Source organism: Cedecea neteri (genome assembly GCF_000757825.1).
Taxonomy (GTDB): domain Bacteria; phylum Pseudomonadota; class Gammaproteobacteria; order Enterobacterales; family Enterobacteriaceae; genus Cedecea; species Cedecea selenatireducens.
The window spans coordinates 1070706-1088638 of sequence record NZ_CP009451.1 but is presented as its reverse complement, the minus strand read 5'-3'; the positions used below and the strand labels follow the sequence as shown (position 1 = coordinate 1088638).

Sequence of the window (17933 nt, the reverse complement as noted above, 5' to 3'; positions counted from 1 at the left end):
GATGGCCAAAGATGAAGATTCTGCGTAGCAACATTCCGGCAACAGGAATAGACTGAAGTCCATTATCTTACGGACGATGTATAAGGTTTTTTATGACACAACAGCCACAAGCCAAATATCGCCACGACTATCGCGCGGCGGATTATACGATAACCGATATCGATTTGACCTTTGACCTTGATGCCACAAAAACGCAGGTTACCGCGGTCAGCAAAATTGTCCGTCAGGGCGAGGCTGGCGCGGCGCTGCATCTTGATGGTGAAGACCTGACGCTGGTCTCCATCGCCGTAAACGGGACCCCGTGGCAGCATTATCGTCAGCAGGACGGCGCGCTCATTCTGGAGCAACTGCCGGACACCTTTACGCTGACGATTGTTAACGAAATCAGCCCGGCGACCAATACGGCGCTCGAAGGGCTGTATCAGTCCGGTGAAGCGCTGTGTACCCAATGTGAAGCAGAAGGCTTCCACCATATTACCTGGTATCTGGACCGCCCGGACGTGCTGGCGCGCTTCACGACCAAAGTCATCGCCGACAAAAGCAAATACCCGTATTTACTGGCTAACGGTAACCGCATTGCCGAAGGCGAGCTGGAAAATGGCCGTCACTGGGTGCAGTGGCAGGACCCATTCCCAAAACCTTGCTACCTGTTTGCGCTGGTAGCGGGCGATTTTGACGTCCTGCGTGACAGCTTCAAAACCCGCTCCGGGCGTGATGTTGCGCTGGAACTGTTTGTTGACCGCGGCAACCTCGATCGTGCTGACTGGGCGATGACCTCGCTGAAGGCCTCAATGAAGTGGGATGAAACCCGTTTCGGCCTGGAATATGACCTCGACATCTATATGATAGTCGCCGTCGACTTCTTTAATATGGGCGCGATGGAAAACAAAGGGCTGAATATCTTCAACTCTAAATATGTCCTGGCCCGCGCCGAAACCGCGACCGACAAAGATTACCTCGACATCGAACGCGTTATCGGCCACGAATACTTCCACAACTGGACCGGTAACCGCGTCACCTGCCGCGACTGGTTCCAGCTGAGCCTGAAAGAAGGCCTGACCGTGTTCCGTGACCAGGAGTTCAGCTCTGACCTGGGTTCTCGTGCGGTAAACCGTATTCAGAACGTGCGCACCATGCGTGCCATGCAGTTCGCCGAAGACGCCAGCCCGATGGCGCACCCGATTCGCCCGGACAAAGTTATCGAAATGAACAACTTCTATACCTTAACGGTGTATGAGAAGGGGTCAGAAGTTATTCGCATGCTGCACACGCTGCTGGGTGAAGAGAACTTCCAGAAGGGTATGCAGCTTTATTTTGAACGCCACGACGGCAGCGCGGCAACCTGCGATGACTTCGTGCAGGCGATGGAAGATGCGTCCAACGTCGATCTGTCTCATTTCCGCCGCTGGTATAGCCAGGCCGGTACGCCGGTGGTAACCGTTCGTGACGACTACAACCCGGAAACCGAGCAGTACACGCTTACCATCAGCCAGATGACGCCGCCGACCGCCGAGCAGCAGGAAAAACACCCGCTGCATATCCCGTTTGATATCGAGCTGTACGATAACGAAGGGAAGGTCATTCCGCTGCAGAAGGATGGCCACCCGGTGCATCACGTGCTAAACGTGACTCAGGCAGAGCAGACCTTCGTCTTCGATAACGTCTACTTCCAGCCTGTTCCGTCCCTGCTGCGTGAATTCTCCGCGCCGGTGAAGCTTGACTATAAATGGAGCGATCAGCAGCTGACGTTCCTGATGCGCCACGCGCGGAACGACTTCTCCCGCTGGGATGCGGCGCAGAGCCTGCTGGCAAACTACATTAAAATCAACGTGAACCGCAGCCAGCAAGGGCAGCCGCTCTCACTGCCGCTGCACGTGGCTGACGCATTCCGCGCTATCCTGCTGGATGAGAAAATCGATCCGGCGCTGGCCGCTGAGATCCTGACGCTTCCTTCGCAGAATGAAATTGCCGAGCTGTTCCAGACTATCGATCCGATCGCCATTGCCGAAGTGCACGGCGCGCTGACTCGTACCCTGGCGGCAGAGCTGGCCGACGAGTTCCTGGCAATCTACAACGCCAACAAGCTCGACGGCTATCGTGTGGATCATGGTGACATCGGTAAACGTGCGCTGCGCAATACTTGCCTGCGTTATCTGGCGTTTGGCGACGTTGAACTTGCCGGGCAGCTGGTGCGCGAGCAGTATCAGCAGGCTGACAATATGACCGATTCCATTGCCGCACTGTCCGCCGCGGTGGCTGCACAGCTGCCATGCCGTGAAGCGCTGCTGGCCGAGTACGATGAAAAGTGGCACAAAGATGGCCTGGTTATGGATAAGTGGTTTGTCCTGCAGGCGACCAGTCCGGCAAGCAACACGCTGGCTAAAGTGCGTGAACTGCTTAATCACCGTTCCTTCAGCCTGGGCAACCCGAACCGCGTTCGCTCCCTGATTGGGGCATTTGCCTCAAGCAACCCGGCAGCGTTTCACGCCAAAGACGGCAGCGGCTACCAGTTTATGGTGGAAATGCTGACCGAGCTGAACAGCCGTAACCCACAGATCGCTTCTCGTCTGGTTGAGCCGCTGATTCGCCTGAAGCGTTACGACGCGGAACGTCAGGCTAAGATGCGCGCCGCGCTGGAGCAGTTGAAAGGGCTGGAAAACCTGTCCGGGGATCTGTTCGAGAAAATTGCCAAGGCTTTGGCATAAGTTCTGCCCCTCACCCGAAGGGGTGAGGGTATAAACTCAGCCGGTACGCACCGTGCGTGCCGGCTCTTCTAAACCTCGTTTCATCACTCTGGCCAGCACCTCAGCCTCCAGTTCGGCCAGCTTCGCCGATCCCAACCGACGCGGGCGCGGTAAATCGACCGTCAGATCCAGGCCAATTTTTCCTTCTTCTATAAGCAGCACGCGATCGGCCATGGCGACCGCCTCGCTGACGTCATGCGTCACTAAAAGCACCGTGAAGCCGTGCTCCTGCCACAGCGAAACAATCAGCTCCTGCATTTCGATTCGCGTCAGGGCATCCAGCGCGCCGAGCGGTTCATCGAGTAATAGCAGGCGTGGGCGATGGATGAGCGCCCTGGCCAGCGCAACGCGCTGCTTTTGCCCGCCGGAAAGCGCGGCCGGCCACTCGCTGGCTCGATTTTCAAGGCCAACGGCTGTCAGCGCCTTGAGAGCCGCATCTCGCCAGCTGTTTTTCAGCCCAAGCCCGACGTTGTCTATCACCGTTTTCCACGGCAGCAGCCTGTCGTCCTGGAACATCAGCCTCGTGTCATCCTGGCTCTCACGTAGCGGCGCGCTGCCGGCGTATAGCGCGCCGTGATTTGGGTTTTCCAGCCCGGCAAGCAGGCGGAGCAGCGTACTTTTGCCGCCGCCGCTGCGGCCAACCACCGCCACAAACTGCCCGGCAGGAATGCGCAGCTCAAGTTGATCGAGAATGACTTTATCGCCATAGCGTTTGCCGACGTTATTAAGCCACAGCGGCGTACCCTGATTCAGACGAGCAGTTGTCATACCGTCTCCTCCTTTAATTGATAAGCCGGATGCCAGCGTAACCAGACGCGTTCCAGCAGGCGGGCGCTGACGTCGGCGAGTTTGCCCAACAGCGCATACAGCACGATGGCCACCACCACCACGTCGGTTTGCAGGAACTCCCTGGCATTCATCGCCAGATAGCCAATCCCGGAATTCGCAGAAATGGTTTCCGCCACGATAAGCGTCAGCCACATCAGGCCCAGGGCAAAACGCACGCCGACCATAATGGACGGTAATGCGCCCGGCAGAATGACGTGCACAAACAGGCTGAAACCGGAAAGCCCGTAGCTGCGGGCCATCTCCAGCAGGCCGCGATCGATATTACGGATGCCGTGCCAGGTATTGATATAAATCGGGAACAGGGTGCCGAGCGCGACCAAAAAGATCTTGGCCGTTTCGTCAATGCCAAACCAAAGGATCACCAACGGGATCAGCGCCAGGTGTGGGACGTTGCGTAGCATTTGAATGGAGCTGTCGAGCAGGCGTTCTCCCCAGCGTGACAGGCCGCTTATCAAACCTAAGATCAGACCCAGCGATCCGCCGATGCTAAAACCGATCGCCGCCCGCCACGAGCTGATCGCCAGGTGCTGCCAGAGTTCTCCGCTGGCAGAAAGGCTCCAGAACGCCAGCACTACGCCCTCCGGAGAGGGCAAAATGCGCGTCGAAAGCCAGCCCGTGGACGAAGCCAGCTGCCAGACAAGTACGATGCCCACCGGCAGTGCCCAGGGCGCCAGGCGCAGCAAGACTTTATGGATGGATGCGTTCATTCTGCCTCTCTAGCTTTGCGCCACTTTACGCGGGATAAAGTCATTGGCGACAACTTCCCCTTTTTCATGAACCTGCCGTGGCTGAGGAATTTCAGGAATAGCGACATCAAGGTGAGGGAACAGCAGTTCACCCACGCGGTATGCTTCTTCCAGGTGTGGATAGCCGGAGAGAATAAAGCTGTCGATACCCAGGTCGGCGTATTCATGAATACGGGCTGCGACGGTCGGCCCGTCGCCCACCAGCGCCGTGCCTGCGCCGCCGCGAACCAGTCCGACGCCAGCCCATAGATTTGGGCTGATCTCCAGCTTGTCTCGCTTGCCGCCGTGCAGGGCAGCCATGCGCTGCTGGCCGACCGAGTCGCTGCGGGCAAAGGCTGCCTGTGCTTTAGCGATGGTGATGTCATCGAGGTGCGAAATAAGCCGGTTTGCAGCCTGCCAGGCTTCTTCGTTAGTTTCCCGCACGATGACGTGCAGGCGGATACCAAAGCGGACTTCACGCCCCTGAGCTGCCGCTTTCGCCCGAACCTGATCTATTTTCTCCTTCACCAGATGCGGGGGTTCACCCCAGGTCAGGTAAAGGTCAACCTGCTCGGCCGCCAGATCCTGTGCTGCATCGGACGATCCGCCAAAATAAAGCGGGGGGCGCGGCTGCTGCACCGGAGGGTAAAGCAGCTTCGCACCTTTCACTTTTATGTGTTTGCCATCGTAGTCGACGGTTTCGCCTTCGAGCACACGCCGCCAGATGCGGGTAAACTCCGCCGAAGCCTCATAGCGTTCTTCATGATCGAGAAATACCCCTTCGGCAGCCAGCTCCTCGGCGTCGCCGCCGGTCACCAGGTTGAACAATGCCCGCCCGTTGGAAAGACGGTCAAGCGTGGCGGCCTGGCGTGCGGCAAGAGTAGGGGATACGACGCTCGGGCGCAGCGCGACCAAAAATTTAAGCCGCTGGGTGACAGGGATCATCGAGGCGGCAACCAGCCAGGCATCCTCGCAGGATCGCCCGGTTGGAATAAGCACGCCGGTAAAACCGATGCGATCGGCTGCCTGTGCGATTTGCTGCAGATAACCATGGTCAACCGGGCGGGCGCCTGTCTCGCTGCCGAGATAGTGACCATCACCGTGGGTGGGTAAAAACCAGAACAGATTCAGGCTCATGACTTAGCTCCTTGTGTCGCGCCAGCGGGTTGCCAGATGCGGGTACGAATATCGACCTTCTTCGGCACGAGGCGGTTTTCATAAAACAGATCCGCAGTGTTTTGCTGCTTGCCTGCGGTAGCTTCGCTTACCGGCGTAATTTCTGAAGGAGGGCGATGGTCAAAGTAAGTGGCGATCACCGCTTCAGGCAGGCCCATCGTTTTGGCTAGCAGCGTTACGCTTTCCGCCCGCTGCGTGCGGGTGAGCGCGTCGGCATCGCTGAAGGTTTTCAGCACCTGCTGGAGGAATACGCCATTGGCCTGCGCGTAAGGACGAGAGGCTAAATAGAAAGATCCGGTTTGATTAAGTTCGCTGCCGTCAGTCAGGACGCGAACGCCGCCGTTTAACAGCGCCGCCGAATAATACGGATCCCAGATGGCCCAGGCGTCTACGTTACCCTGCTGGAAAGCCGCCCGCGCATCGGCAGGAGTCAGGTATGCAGGCTGAATATCGGAAAACTTCAGCCCGGCTTTCTGCAGCGCTCGCAGCACCAGATTGTGCGAGCTGGAGCCCTTCTGGAAGGCTATCTTATGGCCTTTTAAATCAGCCACCGTTTTCAGCGGGCTATTCTCCGGCACCAGGATCACCTCTGCTTTCGGTTTGGGCGGCTCGGCGCCCACGTACAGCAGATCTGCGCCAGCGGCCTGCGCGAAGATCGGCGGAATATCTCCGGTGCTGCCCAAATCAATACTGCCGACGTTCAGCGCCTCAAGCATCTGCGGCCCGGCAGGAAATTCAATCCATGAAACTTTGGTCTTCGGATACTGCTTTTCCAGTAGCTGGTGGCTTTTGGCCAGCACCATGCTGACCGACCCCTTTTGATAGCCAATGCGCAGCTGTTCCGGGCCGCTGTCTGAGGCGTTGCTGTAGGTCGAAAAGGCGAGCAGGCCAGCAAAGGCAAGCCAGGGACTGCGGCGTTTAAGCAGATTAAACATGGCTGACTCCCCGAGCGTTAAACGGCGAAGGCACCACAAAGTCACGGCGATGAAGCGCCTGCCAGAAAGTTTCCAGCGATTCATCAAGGCGTTTTTGCAGATTTGGCGTGAACTGAGGTTTGTGCTGGTAATCGGTAACCTGGCCGTCGTCGGCGAACACGCCGTGCAGAATTTCCTGAGCCTTCAGCGCGTTCAGCACCGGCTTAAGGGCATAGTCCACGGCGAGCATATGGGCGACGGTGCCGCCGGTCGCGAGAGGCAGAACAACCTTTTTCTCTAACGCGCGTTCAGGGAGCAAATCGAGCAGCGTTTTTAGCGCGCCTGAAAACGAGGCTTTATAGACCGGCGTGGCGATAATCAGGCCGTCGGCGGTGCTGAGCTGTTCAATGAGCGTCAGTAAAGCGGGGCTGTCGAACCGCGCATACAGCAGGTCTTCCGGCGCAAAGTTCTGCAGGTGCCAGTGATAGACTTCGACATCCAGGGCGCTCAGTTTTTCCCTTGCATACTCCAGCAGAGAGCTGGAACGAGAAGGGTAGCGAGGGCTTCCGGCCAGGGTAATCACACGCATCATGACTCCTTATAACTAATTGTTTGCTTTTATCTAACATTGATAACAATTAGCGTGATACTGGCAGAGATGATTTCTTCAACTAAGTGATTTTTCCGGGATAGATTTGCGAAAAAGCGCATATCGCACGCCGGGAAAAGAAAACGTTTGCTTCTATTCAGGCTTTTTTGCGGCAGGTCAATTCCAATCATCGCCCGGATCGTGAATAATAGCGCCCCGGTCTGCACACCGGGAATCCAGGAGAGTTCATGTACTACCCCTTCGTTCGTAAAGCCCTTTTTCAGCTCGATCCAGAGCGCGCTCATGAGTTAACTTTTCAGCAATTACGCTTTGTCACCGGTACGCCGCTTGAGTGGCTGGTTCGTCAGAACGTGCCGTCAAAACCGGTGACCTGCATGGGGTTAACGTTCAAGAATCCGCTGGGCTTAGCCGCAGGCCTGGATAAAAACGGGGAATGTATTGATGCCTTCGGGGCGATGGGCTTCGGTTCCATCGAGGTGGGCACCGTAACGCCTCGTCCTCAGCCGGGGAACGATAAACCACGAATCTTCCGCCTGGTGGAGGCCGAGGGGCTTATTAACCGCATGGGGTTTAATAATCTTGGGGTAGATAACCTGGTCGAAAATGTAAAAAAAGCGCATTTCGACGGCGTGCTCGGGATTAATATTGGCAAGAACAAAGACACCCCCGTTGAACAGGGGAAAGATGATTATTTGGTCTGTATGGATAAAATCTATCCGTATGCTGGCTATATTGCGATCAATATCTCATCACCGAATACGCCAGGATTACGTACGTTGCAATATGGTGAAGCGCTGGACGATCTTTTAAGCGCCATTAAAAATAAGCAGCAGGCGCTGCAAGCGATCCATCATAAATATGTTCCCGTGGCGGTGAAGATCGCGCCGGATCTTTCTGAAGAAGAATTGATCCAGGTAGCGGACAGTTTAGTTCGCCATAATATTGATGGGGTGATTGCCACCAACACCACTTTGGACCGGAGCCTCGTTCAGGGCATGAAGCACTGCGACGAAACCGGTGGCTTAAGCGGCCGTCCGGTACAATTAAAAAGCACGGAAATTATTCGTCGCTTGTCTCAGGAATTAAATGGTCGACTACCGATTATCGGCGTCGGCGGTATTGATTCAGTTATCGCTGCTCGCGAGAAGATCGCGGCGGGAGCTTCACTGGTTCAAATATACTCCGGCTTCATTTTTAAAGGCCCACCGTTGATTAAAGAAATCGTTACTCATCTCTGATCATTTACGCTTTGCAAACAACCAGGGCTTTATTTTCGGCTCTGGTTGTTTTATATTCCGCTACTGTTGCTTATTTAAACATATTGGTCTTTTATTAATATGGTAAGAATCTGAGTGGCAATTCAGCAGCGGGATAAATGAAGGGTAAGCATTATGCGGATAAAACCGGACGATAACTGGCGTTGGTATTTCGATGAAGAGCACGATCGAATGATGCTCGATTTGGCCAATGGCATGCTATTCCGTTCGCGCTTTCCGCGCAAAATGCTGACCCCGGATGCCTTTGAAAACTCAGGTTTTTGTGTTGACGATGCGGCGCTCTTTTTCTCCTTTGAAGAAAAATGTCGTGATTTACCGTTGGGTAAAGAGCAGCGTGCCGAGCTGGTGCTTAACGCGCTGGTGGCGATTCGTTTCCTCAAACCGCAAATGCCGAAAAGCTGGCATTTTGTCTCTCACGGTGACTGTTGGCAGCCGGGGATCGGGGACGGGGCCTGCGTGTGGCTAAGCGAGAATATGCAGCAGGTGAACCTGCTGGTGGTAGAAACCGGTGATAATGCCGCGCTTTGCCTGCTCGCTCAGCAGGGGCTAACGTTAGCCGGCCGCACTATGCAGCTGGGTGATGCTATCAAAGTCATGAATGACCGACTGAAACCGCAGCCTTTGAGCAGCGGCCTCAGCCTGGATCAGGCCGTTTAACGCGGCGCGACGCTCACGTTTCCGGCAGGAACACAGCTGCAGCACAAAATTGTGCCATCGGCGCCAATCGCACCTTTCTTTAACGCCTTCACTTCGCCGTCCAGCAACCGAATTCGACAGCTTCCGCAAATTCCGGCCCGGCAAGAATAGGGCACGCGAATCCCTTTGTTTTCCAGCTGCTCCAGCAGAATTTGCTGGTTATTGCCCTGGAACGTTGTGCCTTCCCAGTCGATATTAACGCTGCTTTCAGGCTGGCTTTGCGGCTCGAGGCTTTCGACCACTTCACCCGGGCCATAAACATTGGCCGGTTTGTGGGCGAGCACTTCCAGCTCATCGCCAACGCGAATAACGCCGCTGTTGCGGGCAATTAAATTCTGGCCGAAATCCACGGCACCGCTGTTATCCTGCGCGGTGCGGAAGCCCTGCAGCGTTTTTAACGGTTCGCCGCTGGGATGTTTCAGGCCACGTTCCGGGCTTACGGTGGTAAAGATGCAGCGGCTACAGGGTTTGACTACATCAAAGGTGACGCCACCGATGCGCACCACTTTCCAGGTGTCTTCTGCCCACGCTGGCACCCCGGTGACCACCATATTGGGGCGGAACTGGGCCATTTTGACGCTGGCCGGGCAGCGGTTTTGCAGGTCGCGCAGCGAGGCTTCGTTGGTCAGCAAATAAGGGAAACCGTCGGCAAACGAAAGCGGCACTTCTTCGTGGCGCTTCACCCGGCGGGTAGGCTCCTCGCCAACCCAGCGAAGCTGCACCGGGCGCGAGAAGAAGCCGCTTAGCCATTGATTAATTTCGTCAGGGGCAATAAGCGCGGTAAAGTGCGAACCCCAGACTTCAGTTGGCGCAGGCGCCTCGGCAAAATCCGCAAAGCGAATGCTGGCCGAGCTGCCGTCCGGGGCTGATAAATAAAGGCCGTCATGCAGGAACGCCGGGGTGAACAATACCATCTGCGGATGCTGGCGGGCGGTAATAAAGGTGCCATCCAGTTCGGTAATCATAAAGATGCGATCGAAGGCCAGCCCGCTGGTGGTTGCCTGCGCGTGGGAGAGCGCCAGACCGCGCATGGATTTTACCGGGTGAATAAAGAGTTGAGACAAAGTAATCACGGCGCCCTCCGTGGGAAATAAATTAAGAGGGCAACTTTATGACATGCGTTGCGGATTAGCTATAATGCGCCACAATTTTCTTTTTACCTGATAAGTGACGATATGAATTCTCTGTTTGCCAGTACGGCGCGTGGGCTTGAAGAGCTGTTAAAAACTGAACTAGAAAACCTGGGGGCCCAGGGCTGCCAGGTCGTTCAGGGCGGCGTACATTTCCAGGGGGATACTCGTCTACTCTATCAAAGCCTGATGTGGAGCCGCCTGGCTTCGCGTATTTTGCTGCCGCTCAGCGAATGCAAAGTTTACAGCGATCTCGATCTGTACCTCGGCGTGATGGCTATCGACTGGCCGGCGCTGTTCGGGCCGGGCGCAACGTTTGCCGTGCACTTCAGCGGCCTGAACGAAACCATCCGCAACAGCCAGTACGGCGCGCTGAAGGTGAAGGATGCGATTGTTGACTCCTTTACCCGCAAGAATTTGCCGCGTCCGGATGTCGATCGTGAGCAGCCAGACCTGCGTATTAACGTCTGGCTGAACAAAGATACCGCCAGTATCGCGCTGGATCTCAGCGGTGAAGGCCTGCATCAGCGTGGCTACCGTGATGCAACCGGTGCCGCTCCTATAAAAGAAACCCTGGCTGCGGCCATCGTGATGCGTTCCGGCTGGCAGCATGGTACGCCGCTGCTGGATCCGATGTGCGGTTCCGGCACGCTGCTGATTGAAGGCGCGATGATCGCTACCGATCGCGCGCCGGGCCTGCATCGTAAGCGCTGGGGCTTCCTGAACTGGGCGAAGCATGATGCGGACGTCTGGAAAGAGGTGGTGACCGAGGCACAGGTTCGCGCTCGCCGTGGCCTGACTGAATATCCGTCTCGCTTCTATGGTTCAGATAACGACAGCCGCGTCATTGAACGCGCCCGCGCCAACGCCCGTCGCGCAGGTCTTGGCGAGGTTATCAGTTTTGACGTTAAGGACGTCGCTAAGCTGACCAACCCGCTGCCGGAAGGCCCTGCGGGTACGGTGGTCAGTAACCCACCTTACGGTGAGCGTCTGGAAAGCGAACCTGCGCTGATTGCCCTGCACAGCCTGCTGGGTCGCCATCTGAAAAATCAGTTCGGCGGCTGGAATCTGTCGCTGTTCAGTGCTTCCCCTGAGCTGCTCAGCTGCCTGCAGCTACGCGCCGATCGCCAGTTTAAGGCCAAAAACGGCCCGCTGGACTGCGTGCAGAAAAACTATCAGCTGGCGGTTAGCCCTGCTGGCGTAGCCGCGGCAAGCGGTCAGATTGCTGAAGATTATGCCAACCGCCTGCGTAAAAACGTCAAAAAGCTTGATAAGTGGGCCCGTCAGGAGGGGATTGAATGCTATCGCCTGTACGACGGTGACCTGCCTGACTACAACGTTGCGGTTGACCGCTACGGTGACTGGGTCGTGGTGCAGGAATATGCGCCCCCGAAAACCATCGATCCGAACAAAGCCCGCCAGCGCCTGTTTGACGTCATCGCGGCAACGCTTGCGGTTCTTGAGCTGCCAACCAACAAGCTGGTGCTAAAAACCCGCGAGCGTCAGAAAGGGAAAAGTCAGTACCAGAAGATGGGCGAGAAGGGCGATTTCATGGAAGTCAGCGAGTTTGACGCGCGCCTGTGGGTTAACCTTACCGACTACCTGGATACCGGCCTGTTCCTTGACCACCGCATCGCTCGCCGCATGCTGGGCCAGATGAGCAAAGGGAAAGACTTCCTGAATCTGTTCGCTTATACCGGTACCGCAACGGTACACGCGGGTCTCGGCGGGGCGAAAAGCACCACCACGGTGGATATGTCGCGTACCTACCTTGAGTGGGCGGAGCGTAACCTGCGCCTGAACGGTTTGACCGGCCGCGCCCATCGCCTGGTCCAGGCTGATTGCCTTGGCTGGCTGCGCGATAGCGATGAGCAGTTTGACCTGATCTTCATCGACCCGCCGACGTTCTCCAACTCCAAGCGCATGGAAGATTCTTTCGACGTGCAGCGTGACCATATTGCGCTGATGAAGGATCTGAAGCGCCTGCTGCGTCGCGGCGGTACCATTATGTTCTCCAACAATAAACGTGGCTTCAAAATGGACTTCGCCGGCCTGGCGGAGCTTGGCCTGGTTGCACAGGAAATTACACAAAAAACGCAGTCGCAGGACTTTGCGCGCAACCGCCAGATCCATAACTGCTGGTTAGTCACTCACGAATCCCGGGATTAATAGTCATGTCATTAATTAGTATGCACGGTGCCTGGCTGTCGTTTAGCGACGCGCCGCTGTTAGATAACACCGAATTACACATCGAAGAAAACGAACGCGTCTGTCTGGTTGGCCGTAACGGCGCGGGCAAATCAACGCTGATGAAGATCCTCAACCGCGAGCTGCCGCTGGACGATGGGCGCATGGTGTATGAACAGGATCTGATCGTGGCCCGTTTGCAGCAGGATCCGCCGCGTAACGTTGCGGGCACGGTGTATGACTTTGTGGCGGAAGGCGTGGAAGAGCAGGCCGAATACCTCAAGGCCTACCACGACATCTCCCATAAAGTGATGACCGACCCAAGCGACAAAAATCTTAATGAGATGGCGCGCATTCAGGAGATCCTCGATCATCAGGGCCTGTGGCAGCTCGACAGCCGCATTAACGAAGTGCTCGAGCAGCTTGGTCTGGAAGCGGATACCGAGCTTTCCGCGCTGTCCGGCGGCTGGCTGCGTAAAGCCGCGCTGGGCCGGGCATTGGTCAGCTCCCCGCGCGTGCTGCTGCTTGATGAACCGACTAACCACCTTGATATCGAAACCATCGACTGGCTGGAAGGCTTCCTGAAGGAGTTCCAGGGCAGCATTATCTTTATCTCCCACGACCGTTCCTTTATTCGCAATATGGCGACCCGTATTGTCGACCTGGATCGCGGCAAGCTGGTTTCTTACCCTGGCGATTACGACCAGTATCTGCTGGCGAAAGAAGAAGCCCTGCGCGTGGAAGAGTTACAGAACGCCGAGTTTGACCGCAAGCTGGCGCAGGAAGAAGTGTGGATCCGTCAGGGCATCAAAGCGCGTCGTACCCGTAACGAAGGGCGCGTTCGTGCCCTGAAAGCGATGCGCCGCGAGCGCGGTGAACGCCGTGAAGTGATGGGCAGCGCGAAGATGCAGGTCGAAGAGGCGAGCCGCTCAGGCAAAATCGTCTTCGAGATGGAAGACGTTAATTACCAGGTTGCCGGCAAAACGCTGGTGCGTGATTTCTCCGCTCAGGTTCAGCGTGGCGATAAAATCGCGCTGGTGGGTGCGAACGGTTGCGGTAAGACCACGCTGCTTAAGCTGATGCTTAGCCAGCTACAGGCCGACAGCGGCCGCGTGCACTGCGGTACCAAGCTGGAAGTGGCCTACTTCGACCAGCACCGCGCCGAGCTGGATCCTGACCGCACGGTGATGGATAACCTGGCGGAAGGGAAGCAGGAAGTGATGGTGAACGGCAAGCCGCGCCACGTGCTGGGTTACCTGCAGGACTTCCTGTTCCATCCAAAACGCGCCATGACCCCGGTGCGTGCGCTTTCCGGCGGGGAAAGAAACCGCCTGCTGCTGGCCCGTTTATTCTTAAAACCTAGCAACCTGCTGATTCTCGATGAACCAACCAACGACCTGGACGTCGAAACGCTGGAGCTGCTGGAAGAACTGATTGATGGTTACCAGGGCACGGTTATGCTGGTTAGCCACGACCGTCAGTTTGTCGATAATACCGTCACCGAGTGCTGGATCTTCGAAGGCCAGGGCAAAATCGGTCGCTATGTCGGCGGCTACCATGATGCCAAAGGCCAGCAGGGTTCCGCCCAGCCTTTGCGTCAGGCGGCTGCGGTTAAAACCGAGAAGGCCGAGGCGCAAAAAGCAGAACCTGTTAAACGTGCCAATAGCAAACTAAGCTATAACCTGCAGCGCGAACTGGAGCAGCTGCCTCAACGACTTGAGCAGCTTGAGGCCGATTTAGGCGTGCTGCAGGCAAAAGTCGGCGATGCGGATTTCTTTAACCAACCGCACGATACGACCCAGAAAGTCCTCGCGGAAATGTCCGCAGCGGAGCTGGCACTGGAAGAGGCATTCGAGCGCTGGGAGTATCTCGAAGCGCTGAAAAACGGCTCGTAATCTAAGGAGAGTTACGATGTGTGCCACACACCACCATCGCTCGCATATTTTGTGTCGACAATGTGATTTGCTGGTGGCATTGCCGGAGCTGCAGGATGGCCACAAAGCCTCCTGCCCGCGCTGTGGCACACCGTTGGTCACGCAGTGGTATTTACCGCGCCAGCGGCCGACGGCTTACGCTTTGGCGGGGCTGTTTATGCTGCTGCTGGCCAACCTGTTCCCTTTCATTAATATGAAGGTGGCCGGGATCAGCAGCGAAGTCACGCTGATGCAAATCCCCGGCGTGATGTTTTCTGAGGATTACGCCAGCCTCGGCACCTTCTTTCTGCTTTTTGTCCAGGCGGTGCCGGCCTTCTGCCTGATAACCATCCTGCTGTTAGTCAACCAGGCGAAGCTACCTTTCGGGCTTAAACGCTGGCTGGCGCGAGTCCTGTTCCAGCTGAAAAGCTGGGGCATGGCGGAAATCTTCCTCGCCGGCGTGCTGGTCAGCTTCGTTAAGCTTATGGCCTATGGCGATATTGGCGTGGGCAGCAGTTTTATACCCTGGTGCCTGTTCTGTATTTTGCAGCTTAGGGCCTTCCAGTGCGTCGACAGACGCTGGCTTTGGGACGATATTGCGCCCATGCCGCCGGTGCATCAGCCGCTAAAAGTTGGCGTATCGGGTATCAAGCAGGGGCTGCGTTCCTGCTCCTGCTGTACGGCAATTGTTGAGGCTGACACGCTGGTTTGCCCGCGCTGTGGGACACACGGTCACGTACGCCGCAGACACAGCCTGCAATGGACGCTGGCGCTGCTGATCACTTCTATCATGCTCTACCTGCCAGCAAACATTATGCCGATCATGGTAACCGAGATGCTGGGCAGCAAATATCCCTCCACGATTTTAGCCGGGGTGATCCTGCTCTGGAGCGAGGGATCTTATCCGGTGGCGATGGTGATTTTCATCGCCAGTATTATGGTGCCGACGCTGAAAATGATCGCCATTGCCTGGCTGTGCTGGGATGCAAAAGGGCACGGCAGGCGTGACAGCGAACGTATGCATCTGATTTATGAAGTTGTCGAATTTGTTGGCCGCTGGTCGATGATCGACGTGTTCGTGATTGCCGTCCTTTCTGCGCTGGTGCGTATGGGCGGGTTGATGAATATCTACCCGGCTATGGGAGCATTAATGTTTGCTTTTGTGGTTATTTTGACGATGTTTGCAGCGATGACCTTTGACCCTCGCTTGTCCTGGGATCGAGCAGACGATGTAACTGATGAGGAGTCTTCCGAGCATGGAAAATAAGAGCGGCGAGGCGAAAGTACAGAAGGTAAAAAACTGGTCGCCGGTTTGGATCTTTCCCATCGTAACGGCGCTGATTGGCGCCTGGATCCTGTTTTACCACTACAGCCATCAGGGGCCGGAAGTGACCCTGATTACCGCCAATGCTGAAGGCATTGAAGGCGGAAAAACCACCATTAAAAGCCGCAGCGTGGACGTGGGCATCGTCGAGAGCGCGCAGCTTACCGACGATTTACACCACGTGGAAATTAAGGCCCGGCTCAATTCCGGCATGGAAAAGCTGCTGCATAAAGATTCCGTCTTCTGGGTGGTAAAACCGCAGGTTGGGCGGGAAGGGATTTCCGGACTTGGGACGCTGCTGTCTGGCGCCTACATTGAGCTCCAGCCGGGTACCAAAGGCGAGCAGCCGGAAAACTATGCTTTGCTGGATGCGCCACCGCTTGCGCCGCCGGACGCCAAAGGTATTCGCATCACGCTCGACAGCAAAAAAGCAGGTCAGCTCACCCCGGGAGACCCGGTGTTGTTCCGCGGCTATCGCGTGGGCTCGGTGGAAACCAGCACCTTTGATACCAATAAACGTGCTATCAGCTACCAGCTGTTTATCGCCGCGCCGAACGACAGGTTGATTACCAGCAACGTTCGCTTCTGGAAAGACAGCGGCATTGCCGTGGATATGTCTTCCCAGGGCATGCGTGTTGAAATGGGCTCGCTGACCACGCTATTTAGCGGCGGCGTGAGCTTCGACGTGCCTGACGGGTGGGAGTGGGGCAAGCCGGTTGAGTCCGGCACCGACTTCCAGCTGTTTGACGATCAGAAAAGCATTCAGGATTCGCTGTTTACCGATCATATCGACTACCTGATGTTCTTCAAAGATTCTATTCGCGGCCTGCAGCCGGGCGCGCCGGTAGAGTTCCGGGGCATTCGTCTGGGTACCGTCGCTCAGGTGCCGTTCTTCAACGAGAGCATGCGTCAGAAGCTGAACGACGATTTCCGTATTCCGGTGCTGATCCGTATTGAGCCGGAACGCCTGAAAAATATGGTAGGGAATGAGGCGGATATTCCATCGAATATGAAGGCGCTGATTCAGCGCGGGCTGCGTGCCTCGATGAAAACCGGCAATCTGATTACCGGGGCGCTGTATATCGATCTCGATTTCTATCCGAATGAGAAAACGGTGACAGAAATTCCGAGCATCAGCGGTTATCCGGTGATCCCAACCATGAGCGGCGGCCTGGCGCAAATTCAGCAGAAGCTGCTGGAAACGCTGAATAAGATCAACAATCTGCCGATTTCGCCGATGCTGGAACAGGCGACGAACACGCTGGGTGAAAGTCAGAAAACCATGCGTCATCTGCAACAGACGCTGGATAACCTGAATAAGATAACCGCCAGCCAGTCGATGCAGCAGCTGCCGGAAGATATGCAGAAAACGCTTCGCGAGCTGAACCGCAGCATGCAGGGCTTCCAGCCTGGCTCCGCGGCCTACAACAAGATGGTGGCGGATATGCAGCGTCTTGATCAGGTGCTGCGTGAGCTGCAGCCGGTATTGCGCACGCTGAACGACAAGAGCAATTCGCTGATATTTGAAGCGAAGGATAAAAAGGATCCGCAGCCGAAGAGGGCACAACCATGAAAAAGTGGCTCACGCTAGCCGCCGTATTGACGCTGTCTGCCTGTAGCGGCAGCGATAACGGCAAGACGTACTATCAGCTGCCGCAAAGCTCACAGCCTGTTATGCAGGCCGTGAGCCAGCCTGGAAGCCACTTACTGTGGGTCGATCAGATTACGGTCCCTGATTTCCTGGCGGGCACCGGGGTGGTTTACCAGACGACCGATGTGCAGTACGTCATTGCAACCAGTAATCTGTGGGCCAGCCCGCTGGACCAGCAGCTACGTAATACGCTGGTGAGTAACCTCAGCAGCGCGCTGCCGGGCTGGGTTGTTGCTTCCCAGCCTTTAGGTAACGATCAGGAAGCGCTAAGCATGAACGTGACCGGCTTCCACGGTCGCTACGACGGCAAGGTAATTGTCAGCGGAGAGTGGCTGCTGAAGCGCCAGGGCGAGATAATCAAACGTCCGTTCCATATCGAACTGAAGCAGCAGGATGACGGCTACGATGCGATGGTGAAAACCCTGGCTCAGGGCTGGCAGCAGGAAGCGAAGAGTATCGCTTCGGAGCTCACACGCCTTAATTAATAGGTAAAATGATTGGTACAAAAAAGCTGCGATTTTCACCGTCGGGTGGTCGCAGCTTTTCTTTTTTTGTGAACCGGTTAGCCGCAGGATAGCCTGACTTTTTGCCGAAAAGATAACCAGAATAGCGCAGGAATATGACATTGGCGTGAATTTTGCGCATTGACGCTCTTCGGATTTCGCGTTATTGCTTATCCGTGGTTGCACATTTTGTAATCACTGTTTTCTTTTCCACCAGACAATGTAATGAGGGAA

The 17933-nt window shown here is 56.1% G+C and carries 15 protein-coding genes; 8 read left to right on the top strand and 7 right to left on the bottom strand.

All coding sequences use genetic code 11. The annotated features are described in order from the left end of the window. Window positions 1–92: 92 nt before the first annotated feature. Window positions 93–2705, top strand: coding sequence for an aminopeptidase N (gene pepN / locus JT31_RS04905; RefSeq protein ID WP_038473991.1), 2613 nt, complete (start codon window positions 93–95; stop codon window positions 2703–2705). Window positions 2706–2741: 36 nt separating this feature from the next. Here pepN and ssuB read toward each other — a convergent pair whose 3' ends face one another. The 6 genes from ssuB to JT31_RS23920 are packed head-to-tail and all read right to left on the bottom strand — an operon-like array spanning window position 2742 to window position 7302. After that, window positions 2742–3512, bottom strand: a complete 771-nt coding sequence (gene ssuB, locus JT31_RS04900; RefSeq protein ID WP_038473988.1) for an aliphatic sulfonates ABC transporter ATP-binding protein — start codon at window positions 3510–3512, stop codon at window positions 2742–2744. Continuing rightward, on the bottom strand, window positions 3509–4300 hold the full coding sequence (gene ssuC / locus JT31_RS04895; protein ID WP_038473986.1) for an aliphatic sulfonate ABC transporter permease SsuC: 792 nt from the start codon (window positions 4298–4300) through the stop codon (window positions 3509–3511). Before ssuC ends, ssuB begins: the two co-directional genes overlap by 4 nt. 9 nt (window positions 4301–4309) lie before the next feature. After that, window positions 4310–5455 (bottom strand): FMNH2-dependent alkanesulfonate monooxygenase, encoded by a 1146-nt coding sequence (gene ssuD / locus JT31_RS04890; protein ID WP_038473983.1) that lies wholly within the window; start codon window positions 5453–5455, stop codon window positions 4310–4312. Further along, window positions 5452–6429: a sulfonate ABC transporter substrate-binding protein gene (locus JT31_RS04885; RefSeq protein WP_038473980.1), complete on the bottom strand. Its 978-nt coding sequence runs from the start codon at window positions 6427–6429 to the stop codon at window positions 5452–5454. The genes ssuD and JT31_RS04885 overlap by 4 nt, the downstream gene beginning before the upstream one ends. Beyond that, entirely contained in the window at window positions 6422–6997 is a 576-nt protein-coding gene (gene ssuE, locus JT31_RS04880; RefSeq protein ID WP_038473977.1) for an NADPH-dependent FMN reductase, read from the bottom strand. Before ssuE ends, JT31_RS04885 begins: the two co-directional genes overlap by 8 nt. 29 nt (window positions 6998–7026) lie before the next feature. After that, complete coding sequence (locus JT31_RS23920; RefSeq protein WP_162473294.1) at window positions 7027–7302, bottom strand: hypothetical protein; 276 nt, start codon at window positions 7300–7302, stop codon at window positions 7027–7029. Between JT31_RS23920 and pyrD the strand changes: the two genes are divergently transcribed. Together pyrD and zapC are read left to right on the top strand one after the other, a co-directional pair. Next, window positions 7246–8256: a quinone-dependent dihydroorotate dehydrogenase gene (gene pyrD, locus JT31_RS04870; protein WP_038473971.1), complete on the top strand. Its 1011-nt coding sequence runs from the start codon at window positions 7246–7248 to the stop codon at window positions 8254–8256. The genes JT31_RS23920 and pyrD overlap by 57 nt on opposite strands. 153 nt (window positions 8257–8409) lie before the next feature. Beyond that, window positions 8410–8952 carry a cell division protein ZapC gene (gene zapC, locus JT31_RS04865; protein ID WP_038473969.1) on the top strand — a complete coding sequence of 181 codons (543 nt, stop codon included), beginning with the start codon at window positions 8410–8412 and terminating at the stop codon, window positions 8950–8952. Here the strand turns inward: zapC and JT31_RS04860 are convergent. Continuing rightward, on the bottom strand, window positions 8949–10064 hold the full coding sequence (locus JT31_RS04860; protein WP_038473966.1) for a YcbX family protein: 1116 nt from the start codon (window positions 10062–10064) through the stop codon (window positions 8949–8951). The two genes, zapC and JT31_RS04860, sit on opposite strands and share 4 nt — an antisense overlap. Before the next feature lie 102 nt (window positions 10065–10166). Here JT31_RS04860 and rlmKL point away from each other — a divergent pair, with 102 nt between their 5' ends. The 5 genes from rlmKL to pqiC are packed head-to-tail and all read left to right on the top strand — an operon-like array spanning window position 10167 to window position 17681. Continuing rightward, window positions 10167–12290 carry a bifunctional 23S rRNA (guanine(2069)-N(7))-methyltransferase RlmK/23S rRNA (guanine(2445)-N(2))-methyltransferase RlmL gene (rlmKL, locus tag JT31_RS04855; RefSeq protein ID WP_038473963.1) on the top strand — a complete coding sequence of 708 codons (2124 nt, stop codon included), beginning with the start codon at window positions 10167–10169 and terminating at the stop codon, window positions 12288–12290. A 5-nt stretch (window positions 12291–12295) separates the two neighbouring features. Continuing rightward, window positions 12296–14203 (top strand): ABC transporter ATP-binding protein, encoded by a 1908-nt coding sequence (locus JT31_RS04850; protein ID WP_038473960.1) that lies wholly within the window; start codon window positions 12296–12298, stop codon window positions 14201–14203. A 16-nt stretch (window positions 14204–14219) separates the two neighbouring features. Beyond that, window positions 14220–15488: a membrane integrity-associated transporter subunit PqiA gene (pqiA, locus tag JT31_RS04845; RefSeq protein WP_038473957.1), complete on the top strand. Its 1269-nt coding sequence runs from the start codon at window positions 14220–14222 to the stop codon at window positions 15486–15488. Further along, on the top strand, window positions 15478–17118 hold the full coding sequence (gene pqiB / locus JT31_RS04840) for an intermembrane transport protein PqiB (RefSeq protein WP_038473954.1): 1641 nt from the start codon (window positions 15478–15480) through the stop codon (window positions 17116–17118). The genes pqiA and pqiB overlap by 11 nt, the downstream gene beginning before the upstream one ends. After that, window positions 17115–17681, top strand: coding sequence for a membrane integrity-associated transporter subunit PqiC (gene pqiC / locus JT31_RS04835; protein ID WP_038473951.1), 567 nt, complete (start codon window positions 17115–17117; stop codon window positions 17679–17681). The genes pqiB and pqiC overlap by 4 nt, the downstream gene beginning before the upstream one ends. Window positions 17682–17933: the final 252 nt, after the last annotated feature.

What these genes read in the sequence shown, in the direction of transcription:
- pepN (WP_038473991.1), top strand. Translation starts at nt 93, where the DNA reads ATGACACAACAGCCACAAGCCAAATATCGCCACGACTATCGCGCGGCG.
- ssuB (WP_038473988.1), bottom strand. Translation starts at nt 3,512, where the DNA reads ATGACAACTGCTCGTCTGAATCAGGGTACGCCGCTGTGGCTTAATAAC.
- ssuC (WP_038473986.1), bottom strand. Translation starts at nt 4,300, where the DNA reads ATGAACGCATCCATCCATAAAGTCTTGCTGCGCCTGGCGCCCTGGGCA.
- ssuD (WP_038473983.1), bottom strand. Translation starts at nt 5,455, where the DNA reads ATGAGCCTGAATCTGTTCTGGTTTTTACCCACCCACGGTGATGGTCAC.
- JT31_RS04885 (WP_038473980.1), bottom strand. Translation starts at nt 6,429, where the DNA reads ATGTTTAATCTGCTTAAACGCCGCAGTCCCTGGCTTGCCTTTGCTGGC.
- ssuE (WP_038473977.1), bottom strand. Translation starts at nt 6,997, where the DNA reads ATGCGTGTGATTACCCTGGCCGGAAGCCCTCGCTACCCTTCTCGTTCC.
- pyrD (WP_038473971.1), top strand. Translation starts at nt 7,246, where the DNA reads ATGTACTACCCCTTCGTTCGTAAAGCCCTTTTTCAGCTCGATCCAGAG.
- JT31_RS23920 (WP_162473294.1), bottom strand. Translation starts at nt 7,302, where the DNA reads ATGAGCGCGCTCTGGATCGAGCTGAAAAAGGGCTTTACGAACGAAGGG.
- zapC (WP_038473969.1), top strand. Translation starts at nt 8,410, where the DNA reads ATGCGGATAAAACCGGACGATAACTGGCGTTGGTATTTCGATGAAGAG.
- rlmKL (WP_038473963.1), top strand. Translation starts at nt 10,167, where the DNA reads ATGAATTCTCTGTTTGCCAGTACGGCGCGTGGGCTTGAAGAGCTGTTA.
- JT31_RS04850 (WP_038473960.1), top strand. Translation starts at nt 12,296, where the DNA reads ATGTCATTAATTAGTATGCACGGTGCCTGGCTGTCGTTTAGCGACGCG.
- pqiA (WP_038473957.1), top strand. Translation starts at nt 14,220, where the DNA reads ATGTGTGCCACACACCACCATCGCTCGCATATTTTGTGTCGACAATGT.
- pqiB (WP_038473954.1), top strand. Translation starts at nt 15,478, where the DNA reads ATGGAAAATAAGAGCGGCGAGGCGAAAGTACAGAAGGTAAAAAACTGG.
- pqiC (WP_038473951.1), top strand. Translation starts at nt 17,115, where the DNA reads ATGAAAAAGTGGCTCACGCTAGCCGCCGTATTGACGCTGTCTGCCTGT.